This is a genomic window from Paraburkholderia terricola, from assembly GCF_900142195.1.
Classification (GTDB): Bacteria; Pseudomonadota; Gammaproteobacteria; order Burkholderiales; family Burkholderiaceae; genus Paraburkholderia; species Paraburkholderia terricola.
Genome location: NZ_FRAB01000037.1, coordinates 1 through 17,007 on the forward strand (window position 1 = coordinate 1; position 17,007 = coordinate 17,007).

Genomic DNA, 17,007 nt, shown 5'->3' on the forward strand with positions numbered 1-17,007 from the left:
GCCGACAACCGGAGCGACCGGGAATAGAGATCCGCCAACCGTTGTGTCCGTGGATTCATGACGCGGCATAATCGGGGAGTCGGCATAACCCGTGTGAGAACGCGATAAGACCGTTCACTGTTGGACGCCGGAACTGGCTCTTCAGTGACACCGTCGTCGGCGCAAACGCCGCCGCCAACCTGTATTCGCTCATGCAAACCTGCAAAGCGAACAGCATTGAGCCGTACCATTACCTCATCGCGGTGTTCAAAGGTCTGCCGCACGCGCACACCGCCGACGACTACGACGCTTTGCTGCCTTGGCGACTGAATCCAAACGTGACCTGACGCATGGCGCATGCCAATGCGCAAGGGGCGCCGTCTACTGCGCGCTTACGGTTATCTCGCTCGCGCCAGCGACCCGCCTCCGCGCAATACTGTTATGTGGCGCGGCATGCAACGCCTTACCGATATTCAGCTGGGATATGAACTCGCCTTGAACCGAAGTGGGTAATTGCAAGGTCGTCGGCACCGGCTTGACGCGAGCAGTGTTTAACCGTGCTCGGCGAGCTAATCCGCGATGCGTCACTGCAGCAGTGCATCGAGCCGGTTGATCGGGTGGTCGGCAATGTAGGTGAGGACGAAGCGCAAATACGCTTCGGGGCGATCGCATTGACTTGGGCGGTGCATAGGAGGCTGTAATGTAACTTGCAGCGGCACGCTCTCCGTCGAGTCGGCTCCCGCAAAACAAGTAATCGCGTCGCAATGGAGGACCCGCAAAAGACGGGCACGCCGTCCATCTTCAGCCAACCATCGTTGCACTAACGCGCAACACCTCCTGTCGGTTAAGGACATACGGGATGCCTCGCTGGTGCCGGAGTCTTCACGACGGGGTCTTCAGACAGCCGTGAGCCGCGAATGGCTACCAAATAATGCACGCCGACCAAGTCCGGCGTCCGGGACTGACGGCGCAGGCGCCCATATCACCGGCATTTTCGGTCCAGCCGGTCGAAAGCAGTCACGTAATTCTCGCTGCCTTTAAGCTTGCACCGTTCCATCTCGCCATGGAAACCTGGCCAGCACTTGCCGGATCGCTATATCGAACGGTGTGCGGCGGCCTATCCCGAGCGCGTCGAGGCGGTTCGAGGCGAGGTGGCAGTTGTGCGGACGCGGCGTCGCGTCAGCGGGCGTGCGTTGCGCCGTGAGATGCGCATCGAGTTGCAGTGTTTGAGCAAGGCGCACGGCGATCTCATACTTGGTCATCGGCTCGTCGCCCGACCACTGCACGACGCCGCGGATCGCTTCGCCACGGGCGTGCCGCTCGAGCATCTGCCGGATCACGAACGCGACGTCTGGCGTGAACGTGGGGTAACGGATCGCCCATGCATCCATGACGGCGACCTTGCCGTTCGGCAAGGTCGACGCGGCAATCGCCGGCACGAGACTCGTCACCGCGGATTCCGCCCAACTGACGATCGGTCCATACAGCAGCGGTAAACGCAGCACACAGCCGAGACCGGTGGTTTCGGCCAGCGCGCGCTCGCCTTCGAGCTTGCTCCGCCCGTACGCATTGAGCGGCGCTGGCGTGGAATCATGCTGGTAGGGCGGATGAGTGCCGTCGAAGACGTAATCGGTAGAAATCGACAGGGTCCATGCACCTCGCCGGTCCGCTGCCGCAGCCAGGGTGCGCACCGCATCGACATTCAATGCACGGGCAAGCGCCGGATCGTGCTCGCACACATCCGGCCGGCGTTCCGCTGCCGCAATCACGAGCGCGTCCGGCGCTTCGCGCTCGACGAAGTCCGCGACTGCCCGCGCGTTGCGAATGTCGAGCGCGACCGTGTTCGGGCCTGGGCGGCTGAACGCGGTGGCAATGACGTGCCAGCCGGCCTGCGACGCCAGTTCTTCGATGAGAGCGCGGCCTAGCAACCCGGAAGCGCCAATGACGGCAATTTTGAACATGGGCGAACTCGCTTAGTGGGGCGCGACGCTGGGCACGCCCGTAACCGTATAGCCGACCTCGTCGACCACGGTCTTCAACAGGCTAACGTCAACCGGTTGCGCCGATTCGACCGTCACACGCCCGGATACCAGATCGACCTCTACCTGCGCGCTCGGGAGCTGTGCGCGGATCGCATTCGTGACTGCGACTACGCAATGCTGGCAGCTCATGCCTTCTACCTTAAATTCGATCGTCATGGAAAACCGCCTCGGAAAAATGGGGGACGTTGAATAGTTGAATTATGCCTGCCGACCCGTATCTGGGTAGCGGGCCTTCCCATCATGGGAAGGTGTACGATCGACGCAATCACAGGGGTAACAAGTCATGAACATCGGTGAAGCGGCTCGCGCGTCAGGCGTCACGGCGAAAATGATTCGCTACTACGAAAGTGTCGGGCTGCTGGCGGCGAAAGCGAGAACCAGCGCCGGCTATCGCGTTTACGGTCCGCAAGAGGTCCATTCGCTGCGTTTCATCCGCCAGGCGCGCCGGCTCGGCTTTCTGGTCGAGGACATTCGAAGGCTACTGGCGCTGTGGCACGACCGCTCGCGCGCGAGTGCCGAAGTGAAGGCTATTGCGCTGGAACATGTCTCGGAGCTTGATCGCCGTATCGCCGAACTGACCGATATGCGCGACACATTGGCACATCTCGCCGATCATTGCCACGGCGACGAACGCCCCGATTGCCCAATTATCGAGCGACTTGCCGATGCGACTGTGGCCACGGTAGAAGGTTGTCATCTCAGTTAATGCAATTCCACGCATATCGAACGCAATTTGAACCGAACGCAGTGCCACCCGAAGGGTTTGCACATAAATAGTGCGCAAAATTTGGCGGTTGCGCCGATCGCTCGCCGAGAGTGATCTGGATCCATGGAGAATCAAGGAGTTAGCTGCACCACCGGCGTGCACCATTCCAAAAAGGAATGCACATCATGCGAGCATTTCACTAGGCAGGGTGCACCATAAGGCTATAATTCGGGTTAACCCGTTAGCGGGAAATCCCTGATGCCAAATCACCGGGGATTCGATCTGATCCTTGGAGAACATCATGTTTGCATACCTTGTTGAAAAGCTGAGCACGTGGTTTGAAACTGCGGAACGTAGCCGTCGTGAAGCCTACCTGGCGTCATCGTCGGATATCGTTCAGCTCGAGCATCGCATCCGCTCGCTGGAAACCAACGGCTACTCGCTGTAAGTTTTCACTGCGTCAAGTTTGGCCCGGCAGCGCATGTTGCGCAGCCATCGTAGGACAGTGTCGAGCCCCGTACAGACGGGGCTTTGTCACATCTGAATCCAACGTTTCGTGGCGGCGGCGCCGTATGGCTACTCGCGGCGAATATCCTCTAGCCTGATAACCAACGCCGCGGTAAGGTAAAGCGTTTTCCGCATAATCCGGCAACTCAAATCCGCACCGGCCCGCCCATGCATCCTGTCCGCTCGCTGAAATCCCTTCTGGTTGTCGCCGTGGCCGCCGCGCTGGCAACGGCTCTCGCCATGTCGAGCGCTTTGGCCGCGTCGAGCAGCGTACGTAAGCCGGTGATCCTCGACTCGCAAAACGGCATTAGCGACGGTCAGAGCGGAACCATACTGCAGACCGCGCCGCTCTCGCGACAACCGATTGTCGAGGCGCAGCCTATCGCGACGCCTACCGAGTTGACGCCCAATTCGGCGATGCCGTTCGTTATCGCGCCGTACATCCAATTGCCTGTCGGTGGTGGCGTGGCACCGCAGTTGCAACTCCGCCCGGCGCCTCGTTCGCAATAAGCGCCTTTGGCGCGCGACCTCGGCCGTTCGCTTCCATCCCATTGATGTTTCGAGCGGCTCGGCTCGCTCCAGCCGGCTGAGTAGCGCTTGCCTTCTTCCGCTCGTGCGCCTGGCATACGGCGCGCGCCATTGGGGTTTGGGCGCATGGCGTGGGCGAAACCGTCCGACGACAATCGTTGCACGGTCCAGCGCCGGGGCATCGGCCATGCATATCAGACGGCGTGAATGAAAAACAGAACAAGGAGACATCAAATGCCTACTCACCGGATGTGGCAGACCATCGGCGCTTTCGCCACGCTGATTGCGCTTGCGGCGCTACCCGGCGTTTCGCTCGCCCGGGACACCCCGGAAAAGCCCACGCTGACGATGGCGGTCGGCGGTTTGCCGGGTCTCTACTATTTACCGGTGCTTGCCGCGCAACAATTGGGCTACTTCAAGGACGAGGGCCTTGACGTTACCCTCGAGGATTTCGCCGGCGGATCGAAGGCGCTGGAAGCGGTGGTGGGCGGCAGCGCCGACGTGGGCGCCGGCGCATTCGAGCACACGCTGTTCATGCAGGCAAAGGGACAGCGCTACCGGGCGTTCGTCCTGATGGGCCGTGCGCCGCAGATCGTCGTCGCCGTGCTGAAGTCAAGGGCCGATCAGATCAAGACGCTGGCGGACTTCAAAGGAGCGAAAGTCGGGGTGAGCGCGCCGGGTTCATCCACCGATCTCGTGCTCACCGTGGCGCTGCGCAAGGCAGGCGTCCAACGCAACGAGATCTCCGCGATTGGCGTCGGCAGCGGCGCAACAGTACTGGCCGCGGTGAGCGGCGGCCAGATCGACGCGCTTTCCAACGTCGATCCGATGATGACCAAGCTCACGCGCAGCGGCGCCGTCAAGGTTCTGGTCGATACGCGCACGGTGAAGGGCACGCAGGAGGTGTTCGGCGGAACTATGCCCGCCGCGACGCTCTATGCCTCGGAGAATTTCATCCAGAAGTATCCGAAGACGACGCAGGCGCTCGCAAATGCGATCGTGCGCGCGGACCACTGGCTGCAGACCGCGAGCGACGCGGATCTGCTGAAGATGGTGCCCCCGGCGTATCTGCTCAACGACTCGGCGCTGTATGTGGAAGCCTTCCACAACGTGCGCGACGCCTATTCGCCGGACGGCCTGATGCCGGCCGACGGTCCGGCGACTTCATTGCGTGCGTTGGCGTCGTTCGATAATCGGCTCGATCCGAAAAAGATCGATCTGAATACGACGTATACCAACGACTTCGCTCGTAAGGCAGCGGCGCAACTCAAGTAAAGCCGAGCGATGGCATGGTGAGCGGGCGGCCACGCGCGAAATGCGCTGGGATTGCGTGCACGTACGCGCGAGCGTCACATGGCGGTGTCCGCGGCTAGGCTTTGTCGCCGAGCGAATGCGATCACGGCCGTCACCCGCTCGAACCACGCGGTCCATTCCCCGCGCTTGGCAACTGATCCGCAGCAAGCTCAATCGCCGCGATATTCCACCTTGAACTGCGCTGCGTTGTCTTCGCCGAGCGCTTTCACCAGCCAGGGCATCTGGTCTTTGAGCGTTTTCGCGAGCGTATACGGTGGATTCAGGATGAACATGCCGCTACCGAACAATCCAAAGCCGTCTGTCGGCGGATTGCTGACGGTGAGGCTCACATGCAGCCAGTTGCGTTCCTGCAGCTTTTTCAACTGATCGGGAAAGCGCTGCGACTCCTGGCGCCTCACCTGCGGATACCAGACCGCATACGTGCCGGTCGGGAAGCGCTTGAGACTCTCTTCAACGCAGCGAAGCGTGCGGGTGTAATCGCGTTTGTCCTCGTACGACGGATCGAGCAGCACCAGCGCGCGGCGCGGCGCTGGCGGCAGCAACGCGAGGATGCCGTCGAAGCCATCGCCCGCATAAAGCATTGCGCGGCGACCCGCGTCGCGGAAGTTATGGCGCAGCACGTCGATTTCGGTGGTGTGCAGCTCGAAGAGACGCATGCGGTCCTGCTCGCGTAGCTGCCGCCAGGCAATATACGGCGAGCCCGGATAGAAGCGCAACTGGCCGTCCGGATTGAGCGCGCTCACTTCGTCGATGTAATCGGCGAATAGCGGCGGCAGATCATTACGCCCCCAAAGCTTGGCGATGCCCGTCTGGAACTCGCCGGTTTTGGTCGCGTAGCCTTCCTTCAGCGAATAGACGCCGGCGCCCGCGTGCGTGTCGATATACCAATAGGCTTTGTCCTTCTGGCCAAGGTAGCGCAATAGCTGCAAGACGACGGCGTGTTTCAGAACATCGGCGTGATTGCCTGCATGAAAGGCGTGGCGATAGCTGAGCATTTTGAGGAGACGCTGAAAGAGGGCGGCCGGTCTGAAGCGATCCGGCGATGCGGGTGCAGTGCGGCAGCACGGCTGATGTGCCGCGCGACCGCATATTGTACGCGACGCCGCATCGCGACTTGCGGCGAGTTCGCGCGGCATGGCCGCGATGGTGCCCGAGCTCCCGCGTGTCACGCGGTTCGGCGCGAGTCAGCTCAGTCGTAGGCGTCGCCGATGATCTCCTCGATACGCTGCTTGATCTCCGGTGTGATTTGCTCGGCCACGTCGGCGGATTTCATGTTCTCGCCGATCTGTTCGACCCGCGACGCGCCCGTGATCACCGTGCTGACATGCGGATTCTTCAGAATCCATGCGATTGCCAACTGGCCGACCGTGCAGCCCAGGTCGTCGGCCACTTCGCCGAGCTTGCCGACCACGTTGTTCTTGCCCGCGTCGGTGACCTGCTTGCGCAGCCAGTCGTAGCCTTGCAATTGCGCGCGGCTGTCGGCGGGCACGCCGTCGCGGTATTTGCCAGTGAGCAGGCCGGACGCAAGCGGGCTCCATGTGGTGAGCCCAAGCCCGATATCTTCGTAAAGCCGCTTGTATTCCTGCTCGACGCGCTTGCGATGGAACAGGTTGTACTGCGGCTGCTCCATGACAGGCTTGTGCAAATGGTGCCGCTCCGCAATTTCATAAGCGGCGCGGATTTCATCGGCGCTCCATTCCGACGTACCCCAGTACAGCGCCTTGCCGCGCGTGATCATGTCGCTCATCGCCCAAACGGTTTCCTCGATCGGCGTATTCGGGTCGGGACGATGACAGAACACCAGATCGACATAGTCGAGTTGCAGACGTTTGAGCGACGAGTCGATCGCGTTCAGCAGATATTTGCGGTTCAGCGTGTGGTACTGGTTCGGCGCTTCGGCGAGGCCCCAGAAGAATTTCGTCGACACCACATAGCTCACGCGCGGCCACGCCAGTTCCTTCAGCGCCTGGCCCATGATTTCCTCGGATTTCCCGCCAGCGTACACCTCGGCGTTGTCAAAGAAATTGACTCCCGCGTCACGCGCCGCAGCGAGCGACTCACGCGCCGCGCGATGATCGACCTGGTTGCCGTAGGTGACCCACGAGCCGATGGACAGTTCGCTGACTTGCAGGCCGGAGCGGCCCAGACGTCGATACTTCATGCATGTCTCCTTGATGGTGAAGCTACTGGAATCCCGCGGAAAGCAGCCAGTCTAAAGAGAAAAGTTTGAATGTGCTTTTTACCGCTGGACTTCACACGCTTCATGCACAATAGCAGCGTTGGCCGCGGTGCGGCAGTCAGCCGAACGGCCTATGCCGGTTGGCTGACTTCACGACGCTCGCGGCCCGTGGTCTCATTGCTCATCAACTGCATGGAGGTTCTGCATGTCCTCACCGAACACGAATCTGAATGGCAAGGTCGCGGTGGTTACCGGCGCGGCAAGCGGCATCGGCAAGCAGATCGCGCTGACACTTTCCGCCGCGGGTGCGGCGGTCGCGATCGCCGACCTGAACCAGGACGGGGCGAACGCCGTCGCTGAGGAAATCAGGAAGGGCGGCGGCAAGGCAATCGGCGTGGCAATGGACGTCACGAACGAAGACGCCGTCAACCAGGGCATCGACAAGGTTGCCGCCGAACTCGGCTCGGTCGACATTCTGATTTCCAACGCCGGCATCCAGATCGTCAATCCCATCGAGAACTACTCTTTCTCCGACTGGAAGAAGATGCAGGCGATCCACGTGGACGGCGCGTTCCTCACCACCAAGGCGGCGCTCAAGCACATGTACAAGGACGATCGCGGCGGCATCGTGATCTACATGGGTTCGGTCCATTCGCACGAAGCGTCGCCGCTGAAGTCCGCTTACGTGACGGCCAAGCATGCGCTGCTGGGACTCTCGCGTGTCCTGGCCAAGGAAGGCGCGAAGCATAACGTGCGCTCGCACGTGGTGTGTCCGGGTTTCGTGCGCACGCCGCTCGTCGATAAACAGATTCCCGAGCAGTCCAAGGAACTTGGCATCAGCGAGGAAGAAGTGGTCAAGCGCGTGATGCTCGGTGGTACGGTCGACGGCATCTTCACCACGGTGGAAGACGTCGCGCAGACGGTGTTATTTCTGTCCACCTTCCCAACGGCCGCACTGACCGGCCAGTCCTTTATTGTGAGCCACGGCTGGTACATGCAATAAGGAGGCGCCCGTGGCGCAACGCAATCTCAAACGGGCGCGCGTTAGCGCGTCCGGCGACGGGAATGGCGAAGGAGCAGGCTCGGCGCCCGCCGCCCAGCCTGCGCAGCCGCGTCAATTGCCCAACTACCAAACCGTCGCGTTGGTGCTGCAAGGCGGCGGTGCATTGGGCGCGTATCAGGCCGGCGTCTATCAGGGGCTTTTCGAAGCCGGCATCGAGCCGAACTGGCTTGCCGGCATTTCGATCGGCGCATTGAATACCGCGATCATTGCCGGCAATCCGCCGGAAAAACGGGTTGAACGCCTGCTGCAATTCTGGGAGACGATCTGCCAACCGGCTTTCGGACTGCCGTTGCCCGCCTTTGTCGAGCACGCGTTCTTTAATTCGAGCGACGCCATACGCAAGGCTTTCACGGCAACACAGGCAATCGGCGCGATCGTCGAAGGGCAGAAGGGTTTTTTTGTTCCGCGTTTTCCGCCGCCGTTGCCGACGGTCTCCGGACCGCCGCAACTCGCGAGCTACTACGACACCGCGCCGCTAAAAGCGACGCTCGAGGCGCTCTGCGATTTCGACCGGATCAATTCGCGTGAAATGCGGGTGTCGGTGGGGGCGGTCAATTGCGGTACCGGCAATTTCGCGTATTTCGACAACACGCACACCACGCTGAAACCGGAACATTTCATGGCGTCGGGCGCGTTGCCACCGGGCTTCGCGGCGGTGGAAATCGACGGCCAGTACTACTGGGACGGCGGCCTGATGTCGAATACGCCGCTCTACGAGGTGATCCAGTCCACGCCGCGCCGCGACACGCTCGCGTTCCAGGTCGATCTGTGGAGCGCGATAGGTCCGGTGCCGGATAGCATCACCGACGTTCAGGGGCGCATGAAGGACATCCAGTATTCGAGTCGCACGCGTCTCGTGACCGATATGCTGCAACGTTCGCAGCGCTTCCGGCATGTGTTGCGCGAGGTGCTCGATCGGGTGCCGTCCGAGCAGCGTGACGACCCATGGTGCAAGCTGGCCGAAGATCTGTCGTGTTCGAAGCGCTACAACGTGCTGCATCTCATCTACCGGCACAAGGAGTACGAAGGGCACTACAAGGACTTCCAGTTCGGTCTGTCGACCATGCGCGAACACTGGCAAAGCGGTCTGGAAGACATTCGTCATTCCCTTTCACAGCCCGATTGGCTCGATATGCCGGATAACGATGCGGGCTTTGTCACGCACGATATTCATCGGGATTCGCGCTGAACGAACGGCAGGTTAATCAAGCAAGCAGCAACTGGCGAGCAAGTAACTCGCCGCCAATAAAAAACGGCGCCTTCGAAAAAGGCGCCGTTTGGTTCCGAGACAGTTCCGGCAAAAACGCGAGCAATGGTCCCTCGCGTTCTGCTTTGAAGCGCCTTACTTTAATACGTGAGCAATCGCGTTAGCCACCACGTCGAGATTGCGCGTGTTCAGCGCAGCCACGCAGATGCGGCCCGTGCTCACGGCATAGATGCCGAACTCTTCGCGCAGACGGTCCACTTGCGGCGCGGTCAGGCCCGAATACGAGAACATGCCGCGTTGCGCGTTCACGAAGCTGAAGTCGCGATCCACGCCGCTTGCCTTCAGGCGTTCGACCAGACCGTTGCGCATGGCGCGGATACGGTCGCGCATTTCGCCCAGTTCCGTTTCCCACGTTGCACGCAGTTCGGGCGAGGCCAGCACCGCCGCGACCACCGAGCCGCCGTGCGTAGGCGGGTTCGAATAGTTCGTGCGGATCACGCGCTTCAGTTGCGACAGCACGCGGACAGCTTCTTCCTTGCTGGCCGTGATGATCGACAGTGCGCCGACGCGCTCGCCGTACAGCGAGAACGACTTCGAGAACGACGACGACACGAACACGTTCAGTTCCGATGCCGCGAACAGGCGTACCGCCGCGGCGTCTGCTTCGATGTTGTCGCCGAAGCCTTGGTACGCGATGTCGAGGAACGGCACGAGATTGCGCGCCTTGACGACTTCCACGACCTGCTTCCATTGATCCACCGTCAGGTCCACGCCCGTCGGATTGTGGCAGCACGCGTGCAGCACGACGACGGTGCCGGCGGCGTAGCTATTCAATGCGCTAAGCATGCCTTCGAAGTTCACGCCGTGGGTGCGCGCGTCGTAGTACGGGTAGGACACGACCTCGAAGCCGGCGCTTTCGAACAGCGCGCGATGGTTTTCCCAGCTCGGATCGCTGATGGCGACCTTGCCGTTCGGGTTCAGGCGCTTCAGGAAGTCTGCGCCGATTTTCAGCGCGCCCGTGCCGCCCAGTGCTTGCGCCGTCACGACGCGGCCCGCGGCGATCAGCGGCGAGTCGTTGCCGAGCAGCAGCTTTTGCACGGCCGCGTCGTAGGCCGCGATGCCTTCGATCGGCAAATACCCGCGCGGCAGCGCGGCTTCGACGCGAGCCTTTTCGGCTTCACGCACGGCGCGCAGCAGCGGAATCTTGCCTTCTTCGTTGAAGTACACGCCGACGCCAAGATTGACCTTGGTGGCGCGCGCATCGGCGTTGAAGGCTTCGTTCAGGCCCAGAATCGGGTCGCGGGGAGCAAGTTCGACGGCGGAGAACAGAGACATGGTGGGTGGGCAGCAGTAGTGAAAAGAGGGCGGCTTCGAGCGCGGGCGGTCCGGGACAGATAGGGGACGGCAACGAGCGAGCGCAGCTTCGCATTGTAACGAATCCGCGAACGTTTTTTGGGCCGAGAACGCGATCAGAGCGGATTATTTGCTTGAAAAACAGGCATTCCGGCGTCATCTGGTTACAAGAATTCGCGCGGGAGATGCCCGCCGACCGGCGCGCCGCAGACGCGCGTCGCGCTCGATCACACACGACAGGGTGCAAGAAATCAGCCGCCAACTCGAGGCGCGAATCCGCCCCTCAAAGCGCCTCGAAACCTACGCCGACCCGTTCAGCTCACGATCCCGCAACCCGTTAGAATAGTCCTTTGCCTAAGGCACGGTACCGCCCCACATGTCCGAACAACATCTGACCGAAGCCGGGGATACGCTCGACGAATCGAAATTCGTCACGTTCGACGGCTCGCCGTTCCATTTGTATCAACCCTATCCGCCCGCCGGCGACCAGCCGACCGCGATCGAGACGCTCGTCGAGGGCGTCGAGGACGGCCTTGCATTCCAGACGCTGCTCGGCGTGACCGGCTCAGGCAAGACTTTCACGATGGCGAACACCATCGCGCGGCTCGGCCGCCCGGCGATGGTGTTCGCGCCGAACAAGACGCTGGCCGCGCAGCTCTATTCGGAGTTCCGCGAGTTCTTTCCGCGCAACGCGGTCGAGTACTTCGTCTCGTACTATGACTACTACCAGCCGGAAGCGTACGTGCCGCAGCGCGACCTGTTCATCGAGAAGGATTCGTCGATCAACGAGCACATCGAGCAGATGCGGCTGTCGGCCACCAAGAGCCTGATGGAGCGGCGCGACGTGGTGATCGTCGGCACGGTGTCGGCCATCTACGGTATCGGCAATCCGTCCGAATATCACAAGATGATCCTGACGCTGCGCACCGGCGACAGGCTCGGCCAGCGCGACATCATCGCGCGGCTGATCGCCATGCAGTACAACCGCAACGAAGCGGACTTCCAGCGCGGCTCGTTCCGGGTGCGCGGCGACACGATCGATATTTTCCCGGCCGAACACGCGGAAATGGCGGTCCGCGTCGAATTGTTCGACGACGAAGTCGAAACGCTGCAGCTATTCGACCCGCTCACCGGCCGCGTGCGCCAGAAGATTCCGCGCTTTACCGTCTATCCGTCGTCGCACTATGTGACGCCGCGCGACACCGTGATCCGCGCCGTCGAAACGATCAAGAACGAACTTCGCGAACGGCTCGAATTCTTCTATAGCCAAGGCAAGCTGGTCGAAGCGCAGCGGCTCGAGCAGCGCACCCGCTTCGATCTGGAAATGCTGCAGGAACTCGGTTTCTGCAAGGGCATTGAGAATTACTCGCGGCACTTCTCGGGCGCGGCGCCCGGCGAGCCGCCGCCCACGCTGGTCGACTACCTGCCGCCGGACGCGATCATGCTGCTCGACGAATCGCACGTGCTGATCGGCCAGTTGAACGGCATGTACAACGGCGACCGCGCGCGCAAGGAGAACCTGGTGGACTACGGCTTCCGCCTGCCGTCCGCGCTCGATAACCGGCCGCTCAAGTTCAACGAGTTCGAGCGCAAGATGCGCCAGGTGGTGTTCGTGTCGGCCACGCCGGCGGACTACGAAAAGAAAACGGCGGGACAGGTCGCCGAGCAGTTGGTGCGTCCTACCGGGCTCGTCGACCCGGAAATCGAGGTGCGGCCGGCGCGTTCCCAGGTCGACGACGTGCTCGCCGAGATCAACGAGCGCGTCAAGGCGGGCGACCGCGTGCTGGTCACGGTGCTGACCAAGCGGATGGCCGAGCAGCTCACGGAGTTTCTGGCCGACCACGGCGTCAAGGTGCGCTATCTGCACAGCGACATCGATACGGTGGAGCGGGTCGAGATCATCCGCGATTTGCGCCTGGGCACCTTCGACGTGCTGGTGGGGATCAACCTGCTGCGTGAAGGGCTGGATATTCCGGAAGTCTCGCTGGTCGCGATTCTCGACGCGGACAAAGAGGGCTTCCTGCGCGCCGAGCGCTCCCTGATCCAGACCATCGGCCGGGCAGCGCGCAACGTGAACGGCAAGGCGATTCTCTACGCGGACAAAGTCACCGACTCGATGCGCCGCGCCATCGACGAAACCGAACGGCGGCGCGCGAAGCAGATCGCGTTCAACCTCGAAAAAGGCATCACGCCGCGCGGGGTGGTGAAGCGCATCCGCGACATTATCGACGGCGTATACAACGTCGATGACGCCCGCGCCGAACTGAAGGAACAGCAAACCCGCGCGAAATTCGAAGACATGTCCGAGAAGCAGCTCGCCAAGGAACTCAAGCGTCTCGAAAAGCAGATGATGGAGCACGCCAGGAATCTCGAGTTCGAAAAGGCCGCGCAGACCCGGGATCAACTGGCCTTGCTGCGCCAACGTGTGTTTGGAGCCAACGTGGGCGATCACGTGTCCGGTGTCGAATAAGCCTCTTCCCGTCTGGGGCGCGGCAACGTGCCGCGTCCCGTCTCGTCCGCCCCGCATCCCGCCATCTCCTTCACACGCGCTTCCTTAAGACGGCCTTAAGACCCTGCTGCCATAAGGCTCTGCGTGCGTTCGTATTTGTTTCCCCTGGCGATCAATGATAAACTCGCCCAATATTGAGAATGGTTCGCATTAACGTTCGTATATGCCATTTGCGTACGGACCATCGCTTCCTTTAAGGACGTGGCCGGTGCATCAGTGCATGCGTAACGCACATTCCAATGGGTTCGGTTCCAGTCAGATAAAAACAAGGAGTTTCAATGCGGATTTCTTCATTTGTGCGCGGCGGCGCCGCAGCGGTGGCTGCGGTAGCGGCTCTCTCGGCAACGGCGGCGGAATACCCGATCGGCAAGCAGCAGATTCGCGACGGCATTGAAATCGCCGCTGTCTACCTGCAGCCGATCACGATGGAACCGGAAGGCATGATGCGCAAGGCGTCGGATTCGGACATCCACCTGGAAGCCGACATTCACGCGGTCAAGCACAATCCGACCGGTTTTGCCGAAGGCGACTGGATGCCGTATCTGCAAGTGCGCTATGAATTGACGAAAGCCGGTTCCAACCAGACGCAGAAGGGCGACCTGATGGCGATGGTCGCCAACGACGGTCCGCACTACGGCGACAACGTCAAGCTGCAAGGCCCGGGGAAGTACCACCTGAAGATGATCGTCGAAGCGCCGATGCAAACCGGCCACATGGCCTTCGGCCGTCACGTCGACAAGGAAACCGGCGTGGGTCCGTGGTTCAAGCCGATCACGCTCGAATACGATTTCACCTTCGCCGGCATCGGCAAGAAGGGCGGTTACTGATCGCAGCGGGTCATCGCGCCTCGTCAAGCGTCGTCGCATGGCGGGGCGTGAGTGAATGAATGCAGCAGGCGGCGGGCGAACGTTGAGTCCTCGCGCGCCGCGTTTCCCGGAAAGGCTAATGAGAATGAACCGAAAGATCGCGATCCTCGCCACCACGGCTTTGCTGGCGGGTGCGGTCCACGCAGCGGATCTGCCGACCTTCAAGCTGGAAATGAACGACGGCAAGCTGACGCCGGCGCGCATCGAGGTGCCGGCGGGGCAGCGTATCAAGATCGAAGTGCGCAACACCGGCAAGGGCGCAGCCGAATTCGAAAGCGTCCAGTTGCGTAAGGAAAAGGTGCTGGCGCCGGGCGCGGAGTCGTTCGTCGTGATCGCGCCGCTCGAGCCGGGCGAATACAAGTTTTTCGACGATTTCCACCAGCAGGCGCAGGGCGTGATCGTCGCGAAGTAACGGATAACGGCCAGGACGCGAGCGCGGGCCTTCCTCGGTTACGCGTTCGCGACAGCAGTAGCGGTAAAGGGTAGACGGGAGGGCTTGATGGGTCAGATTCTATTCATCGTGTGGCGGGAAAGCGTCGAGGCGTTGCTGGTGGTCGGCATCCTGTACGCATGGCTGAAAAATGGCGACGACGACGCGCGCCGCGGTTTGCCGTACCTGTGGGGTGGCGTCGCGGCCGGCTTGATCGCTGCTGTCGCGCTGGGCGCCGCGCTGGTTGGTTTCACGGAAGTGCTCTCCGGAGACGCGCAGGATTATTTCCAGACCGCGATGGTACTGGTCGCGTGCGTGCTGATCGTGCAGATGGTGCTGTGGATGAAGCAGCACGGCCGGTCGCTGAAGCGCGACATGGAACAGTCGCTGCAAAAAAGCCAGCGCGATTCGAACTGGTGGGGCGTCGCGTTGCTGGTCGCCCTCGCGATCGCGCGCGAAGGCAGCGAGACGGTGATCTTCCTGTACGGCCTCGGCTTCGGCCAATCCGGTCACGTGGACGGCGGCCAGATGCTCGCGGTCGTGATCGGCCTCGGTCTCGCCTTCCTCACTTTCTATGTGCTGCAATTGGGCGGCAAGCTCTTCTCGTGGCGGCTCTTTTTCCGCGTCACGGAAATCATGCTGCTGTTCCTCGGCGCTGGTCTTTTCCAGACCGGTGTAGACAAGCTGATCGACAAGGAATTTCTGCCGACGATCGTCGACCAGTTGTGGAATTCGTCTGCGATCCTCGATGATTCGAACACGTTCGGCTCGCTGGTCTCGACGCTCACCGGCTATCGCGCTCACCCGGCGCTAATGAATCTGATTGCCTACGCGGTGTACTGGGCAGTTGTCTATCTGCTGTTGCGTCGTGCAAATCGCAAGCCGGCGCGACAGGCCGCAGGGCGCACGGCATGAGCACGGTCATGACCCGTCCGGGCCGCCTCGCAGCGGCCGGGCAGTGGATGCAGCGCCACGGCGCTGTGATCCGCGGTATTCAGTGGGTCGTGGTGGCGGTGTACGCATTTCTGATCCTGGTGCCCGCGGTCATGCCGCTGCCGGACGACACCTCGCATCTCTGGAACAATCTGACGCTCGCCGCGCAGTTCGTGTTCTGGGGCATTTGGTGGCCGTTCGTGCTGCTCTCGATGGTGATGCTCGGCCGCGTCTGGTGCGGCGTGCTGTGTCCGGAAGGTGCGCTCGCGGAATTCGCCAGCAAATATGGGCGCGGCTGGGCGATTCCACGCTGGATGCGCTGGGGCGGCTGGCCTTTCGTCGCGTTCGGCACCACCACCATCTATGGCCAGATGGTGAGCGTCTACCAGTATCCGAAGGCCGTGCTGCTGGTGCTCGGCGGCTCGACGTTCGCGGCGATCATCATCGGGTTGCTCTACGGACGCGAGAAGCGGGTCTGGTGCAAATATCTCTGCCCCGTCAACGGGGTTTTTTCGCTTCTGGCGCGCCTGGCGCCGTTCCATTACAAAGTCGATGAAGACGCGTGGCGCCGTTCGTACAAGAACGGCGAGCATGGACATCGCGTAATTCCGATCAATTGCGCGCCGTTGGTGCCGTTGCGCAATATGAAGGGTGCGTCGGACTGCCATATGTGCGGTCGCTGCAGCGGGCACCGCGATGCGATTGCGCTGACGTGGCGCGCGCCGTCATCGGAAGTCGTGCAACTCGGCGACAAACAGGCGAACGTGTGGGATACCGTGCTGATCCTGTACGGCCTGCTCGGCATTGCGATCGGCGCGTTTCATTGGACCGCCTCGCGCTGGTTCATCGATCTGAAGATGTTCTTTGCGACCTGGCTGGTCGATCACGACATCACCTGGCCGCTGCAGACCAACGCGCCTTGGTTCCTTTTCACGCATTACCCCGAGCAGAACGACGTATTCTCCTGGCTCGACGGCACGATGGTGATCGGCTACATCCTCGCCACTGCACTGGTGTATGGCACCGCGCTGCTGTTGTTGCTAATGGGCGCGACGCGCATGCTTGGGCGCTTCAATACCGTGCGCCTGCATCATCTGACGCAAGGGCTGATTCCGATCGCGGGCGCCGGCGTCTTTCTTGGGCTCTCGGCAACCACGCTGTCGCTGCTGCGCGCGGAACATGTGTCGTTGTGGTGGGCGTCGGATATGCGTATCGCAATTCTGGCGATTGCCAACGTCTGGAGCGCATGGCTTGTCTGGCGCGTCACGCGTCGCTATAGCGAACAGTTCTTTCCGCGTAGCCTCGCGATGGCGTGGTTCGTCGCGGCGCTGGCTGTTGTCGACAGCGCCTGGTGGCTGATGTTCTGGGGCTGGGCGTCGAAATAAGTCTGA

General features: G+C 61.6%; 16 protein-coding genes and 1 pseudogene. 12 read left to right on the plus strand and 5 right to left on the minus strand.

All coding sequences use genetic code 11. The features are described 5' to 3' along the window. Positions 1 to 83: 83 nt before the first annotated feature. Positions 84 to 326 (plus strand): annotated as a pseudogene (locus tag BUE39_RS25075) (transposase domain-containing protein); the annotation flags it as partial. Between the two features lie 690 nt (positions 327 to 1,016). On the opposite strand, the gene BUE39_RS25080 reads toward BUE39_RS25075, so the two are convergent. Together BUE39_RS25080 and BUE39_RS25085 are read right to left on the minus strand one after the other, a co-directional pair. Then, positions 1,017 to 1,940 carry a dTDP-4-dehydrorhamnose reductase family protein gene (locus BUE39_RS25080; RefSeq protein WP_073431413.1) on the minus strand — a complete coding sequence of 308 codons (924 nt, stop codon included), beginning with the start codon at positions 1,938 to 1,940 and terminating at the stop codon, positions 1,017 to 1,019. A gap of 12 nt (positions 1,941 to 1,952) precedes the next feature. Then, positions 1,953 to 2,177 (minus strand): heavy-metal-associated domain-containing protein, encoded by a 225-nt coding sequence (locus BUE39_RS25085; protein ID WP_073431414.1) that lies wholly within the window; start codon positions 2,175 to 2,177, stop codon positions 1,953 to 1,955. Positions 2,178 to 2,304: 127 nt separating this feature from the next. Between BUE39_RS25085 and cueR the strand changes: the two genes are divergently transcribed. The 4 genes from cueR to BUE39_RS25105 all read left to right on the plus strand — a co-directional run bounded on the left by cueR (position 2,305) and on the right by BUE39_RS25105 (position 5,037). After that, a complete protein-coding gene (gene cueR, locus BUE39_RS25090; protein WP_073431415.1) occupies positions 2,305 to 2,727 on the plus strand; it encodes a Cu(I)-responsive transcriptional regulator in 423 nt (140 codons plus the stop codon). A 301-nt stretch (positions 2,728 to 3,028) separates the two neighbouring features. Beyond that, the gene (locus BUE39_RS25095; RefSeq protein WP_073431416.1) at positions 3,029 to 3,175 is read left to right on the plus strand and encodes a DUF3563 family protein; all 147 of its coding nucleotides are present in this window, start codon (positions 3,029 to 3,031) and stop codon (positions 3,173 to 3,175) included. Between the two features lie 227 nt (positions 3,176 to 3,402). Beyond that, complete coding sequence (locus BUE39_RS34950) at positions 3,403 to 3,744, plus strand: hypothetical protein (RefSeq protein ID WP_084561481.1); 342 nt, start codon at positions 3,403 to 3,405, stop codon at positions 3,742 to 3,744. 252 nt (positions 3,745 to 3,996) lie between these two features. Beyond that, positions 3,997 to 5,037, plus strand: a complete 1,041-nt coding sequence (locus tag BUE39_RS25105; protein ID WP_073431417.1) for an ABC transporter substrate-binding protein — start codon at positions 3,997 to 3,999, stop codon at positions 5,035 to 5,037. A gap of 188 nt (positions 5,038 to 5,225) precedes the next feature. Here BUE39_RS25105 and BUE39_RS25110 read toward each other — a convergent pair whose 3' ends face one another. Beyond that, on the minus strand, positions 5,226 to 6,071 hold the full coding sequence (locus tag BUE39_RS25110) for a 23S rRNA (adenine(2030)-N(6))-methyltransferase RlmJ (protein ID WP_073431459.1): 846 nt from the start codon (positions 6,069 to 6,071) through the stop codon (positions 5,226 to 5,228). A gap of 194 nt (positions 6,072 to 6,265) precedes the next feature. Next, on the minus strand, positions 6,266 to 7,237 hold the full coding sequence (locus BUE39_RS25115) for a potassium channel beta subunit family protein (protein WP_073431418.1): 972 nt from the start codon (positions 7,235 to 7,237) through the stop codon (positions 6,266 to 6,268). 223 nt (positions 7,238 to 7,460) lie between these two features. On the opposite strand from BUE39_RS25115, the gene BUE39_RS25120 reads away from it, so the two are divergent. Beyond that, positions 7,461 to 8,258, plus strand: coding sequence for a 3-hydroxybutyrate dehydrogenase (locus BUE39_RS25120; RefSeq protein WP_073431419.1), 798 nt, complete (start codon positions 7,461 to 7,463; stop codon positions 8,256 to 8,258). 10 nt (positions 8,259 to 8,268) lie between these two features. Continuing rightward, positions 8,269 to 9,507 carry a DUF3734 domain-containing protein gene (locus tag BUE39_RS25125; protein ID WP_073431420.1) on the plus strand — a complete coding sequence of 413 codons (1,239 nt, stop codon included), beginning with the start codon at positions 8,269 to 8,271 and terminating at the stop codon, positions 9,505 to 9,507. A 153-nt stretch (positions 9,508 to 9,660) separates the two neighbouring features. On the opposite strand, the gene BUE39_RS25130 is transcribed toward BUE39_RS25125, so the two are convergent. Next, positions 9,661 to 10,860: an amino acid aminotransferase gene (locus BUE39_RS25130; protein ID WP_073431421.1), complete on the minus strand. Its 1,200-nt coding sequence runs from the start codon at positions 10,858 to 10,860 to the stop codon at positions 9,661 to 9,663. A 394-nt stretch (positions 10,861 to 11,254) separates the two neighbouring features. Here BUE39_RS25130 and uvrB point away from each other — a divergent pair, with 394 nt between their 5' ends. From uvrB to BUE39_RS25155, 5 genes are all read left to right on the plus strand, one after another. Further along, positions 11,255 to 13,348 (plus strand): excinuclease ABC subunit UvrB, encoded by a 2,094-nt coding sequence (uvrB, locus tag BUE39_RS25135; protein ID WP_073431422.1) that lies wholly within the window; start codon positions 11,255 to 11,257, stop codon positions 13,346 to 13,348. Positions 13,349 to 13,665: 317 nt separating this feature from the next. Next, complete coding sequence (locus BUE39_RS25140; RefSeq protein ID WP_073431423.1) at positions 13,666 to 14,214, plus strand: iron transporter; 549 nt, start codon at positions 13,666 to 13,668, stop codon at positions 14,212 to 14,214. Between the two features lie 118 nt (positions 14,215 to 14,332). Further along, positions 14,333 to 14,665: a cupredoxin domain-containing protein gene (locus tag BUE39_RS25145; RefSeq protein WP_073431424.1), complete on the plus strand. Its 333-nt coding sequence runs from the start codon at positions 14,333 to 14,335 to the stop codon at positions 14,663 to 14,665. Positions 14,666 to 14,752: 87 nt separating this feature from the next. After that, on the plus strand, positions 14,753 to 15,598 hold the full coding sequence (locus tag BUE39_RS25150; RefSeq protein ID WP_073431425.1) for an FTR1 family iron permease: 846 nt from the start codon (positions 14,753 to 14,755) through the stop codon (positions 15,596 to 15,598). Further along, positions 15,595 to 17,001 carry a 4Fe-4S binding protein gene (locus tag BUE39_RS25155; protein WP_073431426.1) on the plus strand — a complete coding sequence of 469 codons (1,407 nt, stop codon included), beginning with the start codon at positions 15,595 to 15,597 and terminating at the stop codon, positions 16,999 to 17,001. Before BUE39_RS25150 ends, BUE39_RS25155 begins: the two co-directional genes overlap by 4 nt. Positions 17,002 to 17,007 lie beyond the last annotated feature (6 nt).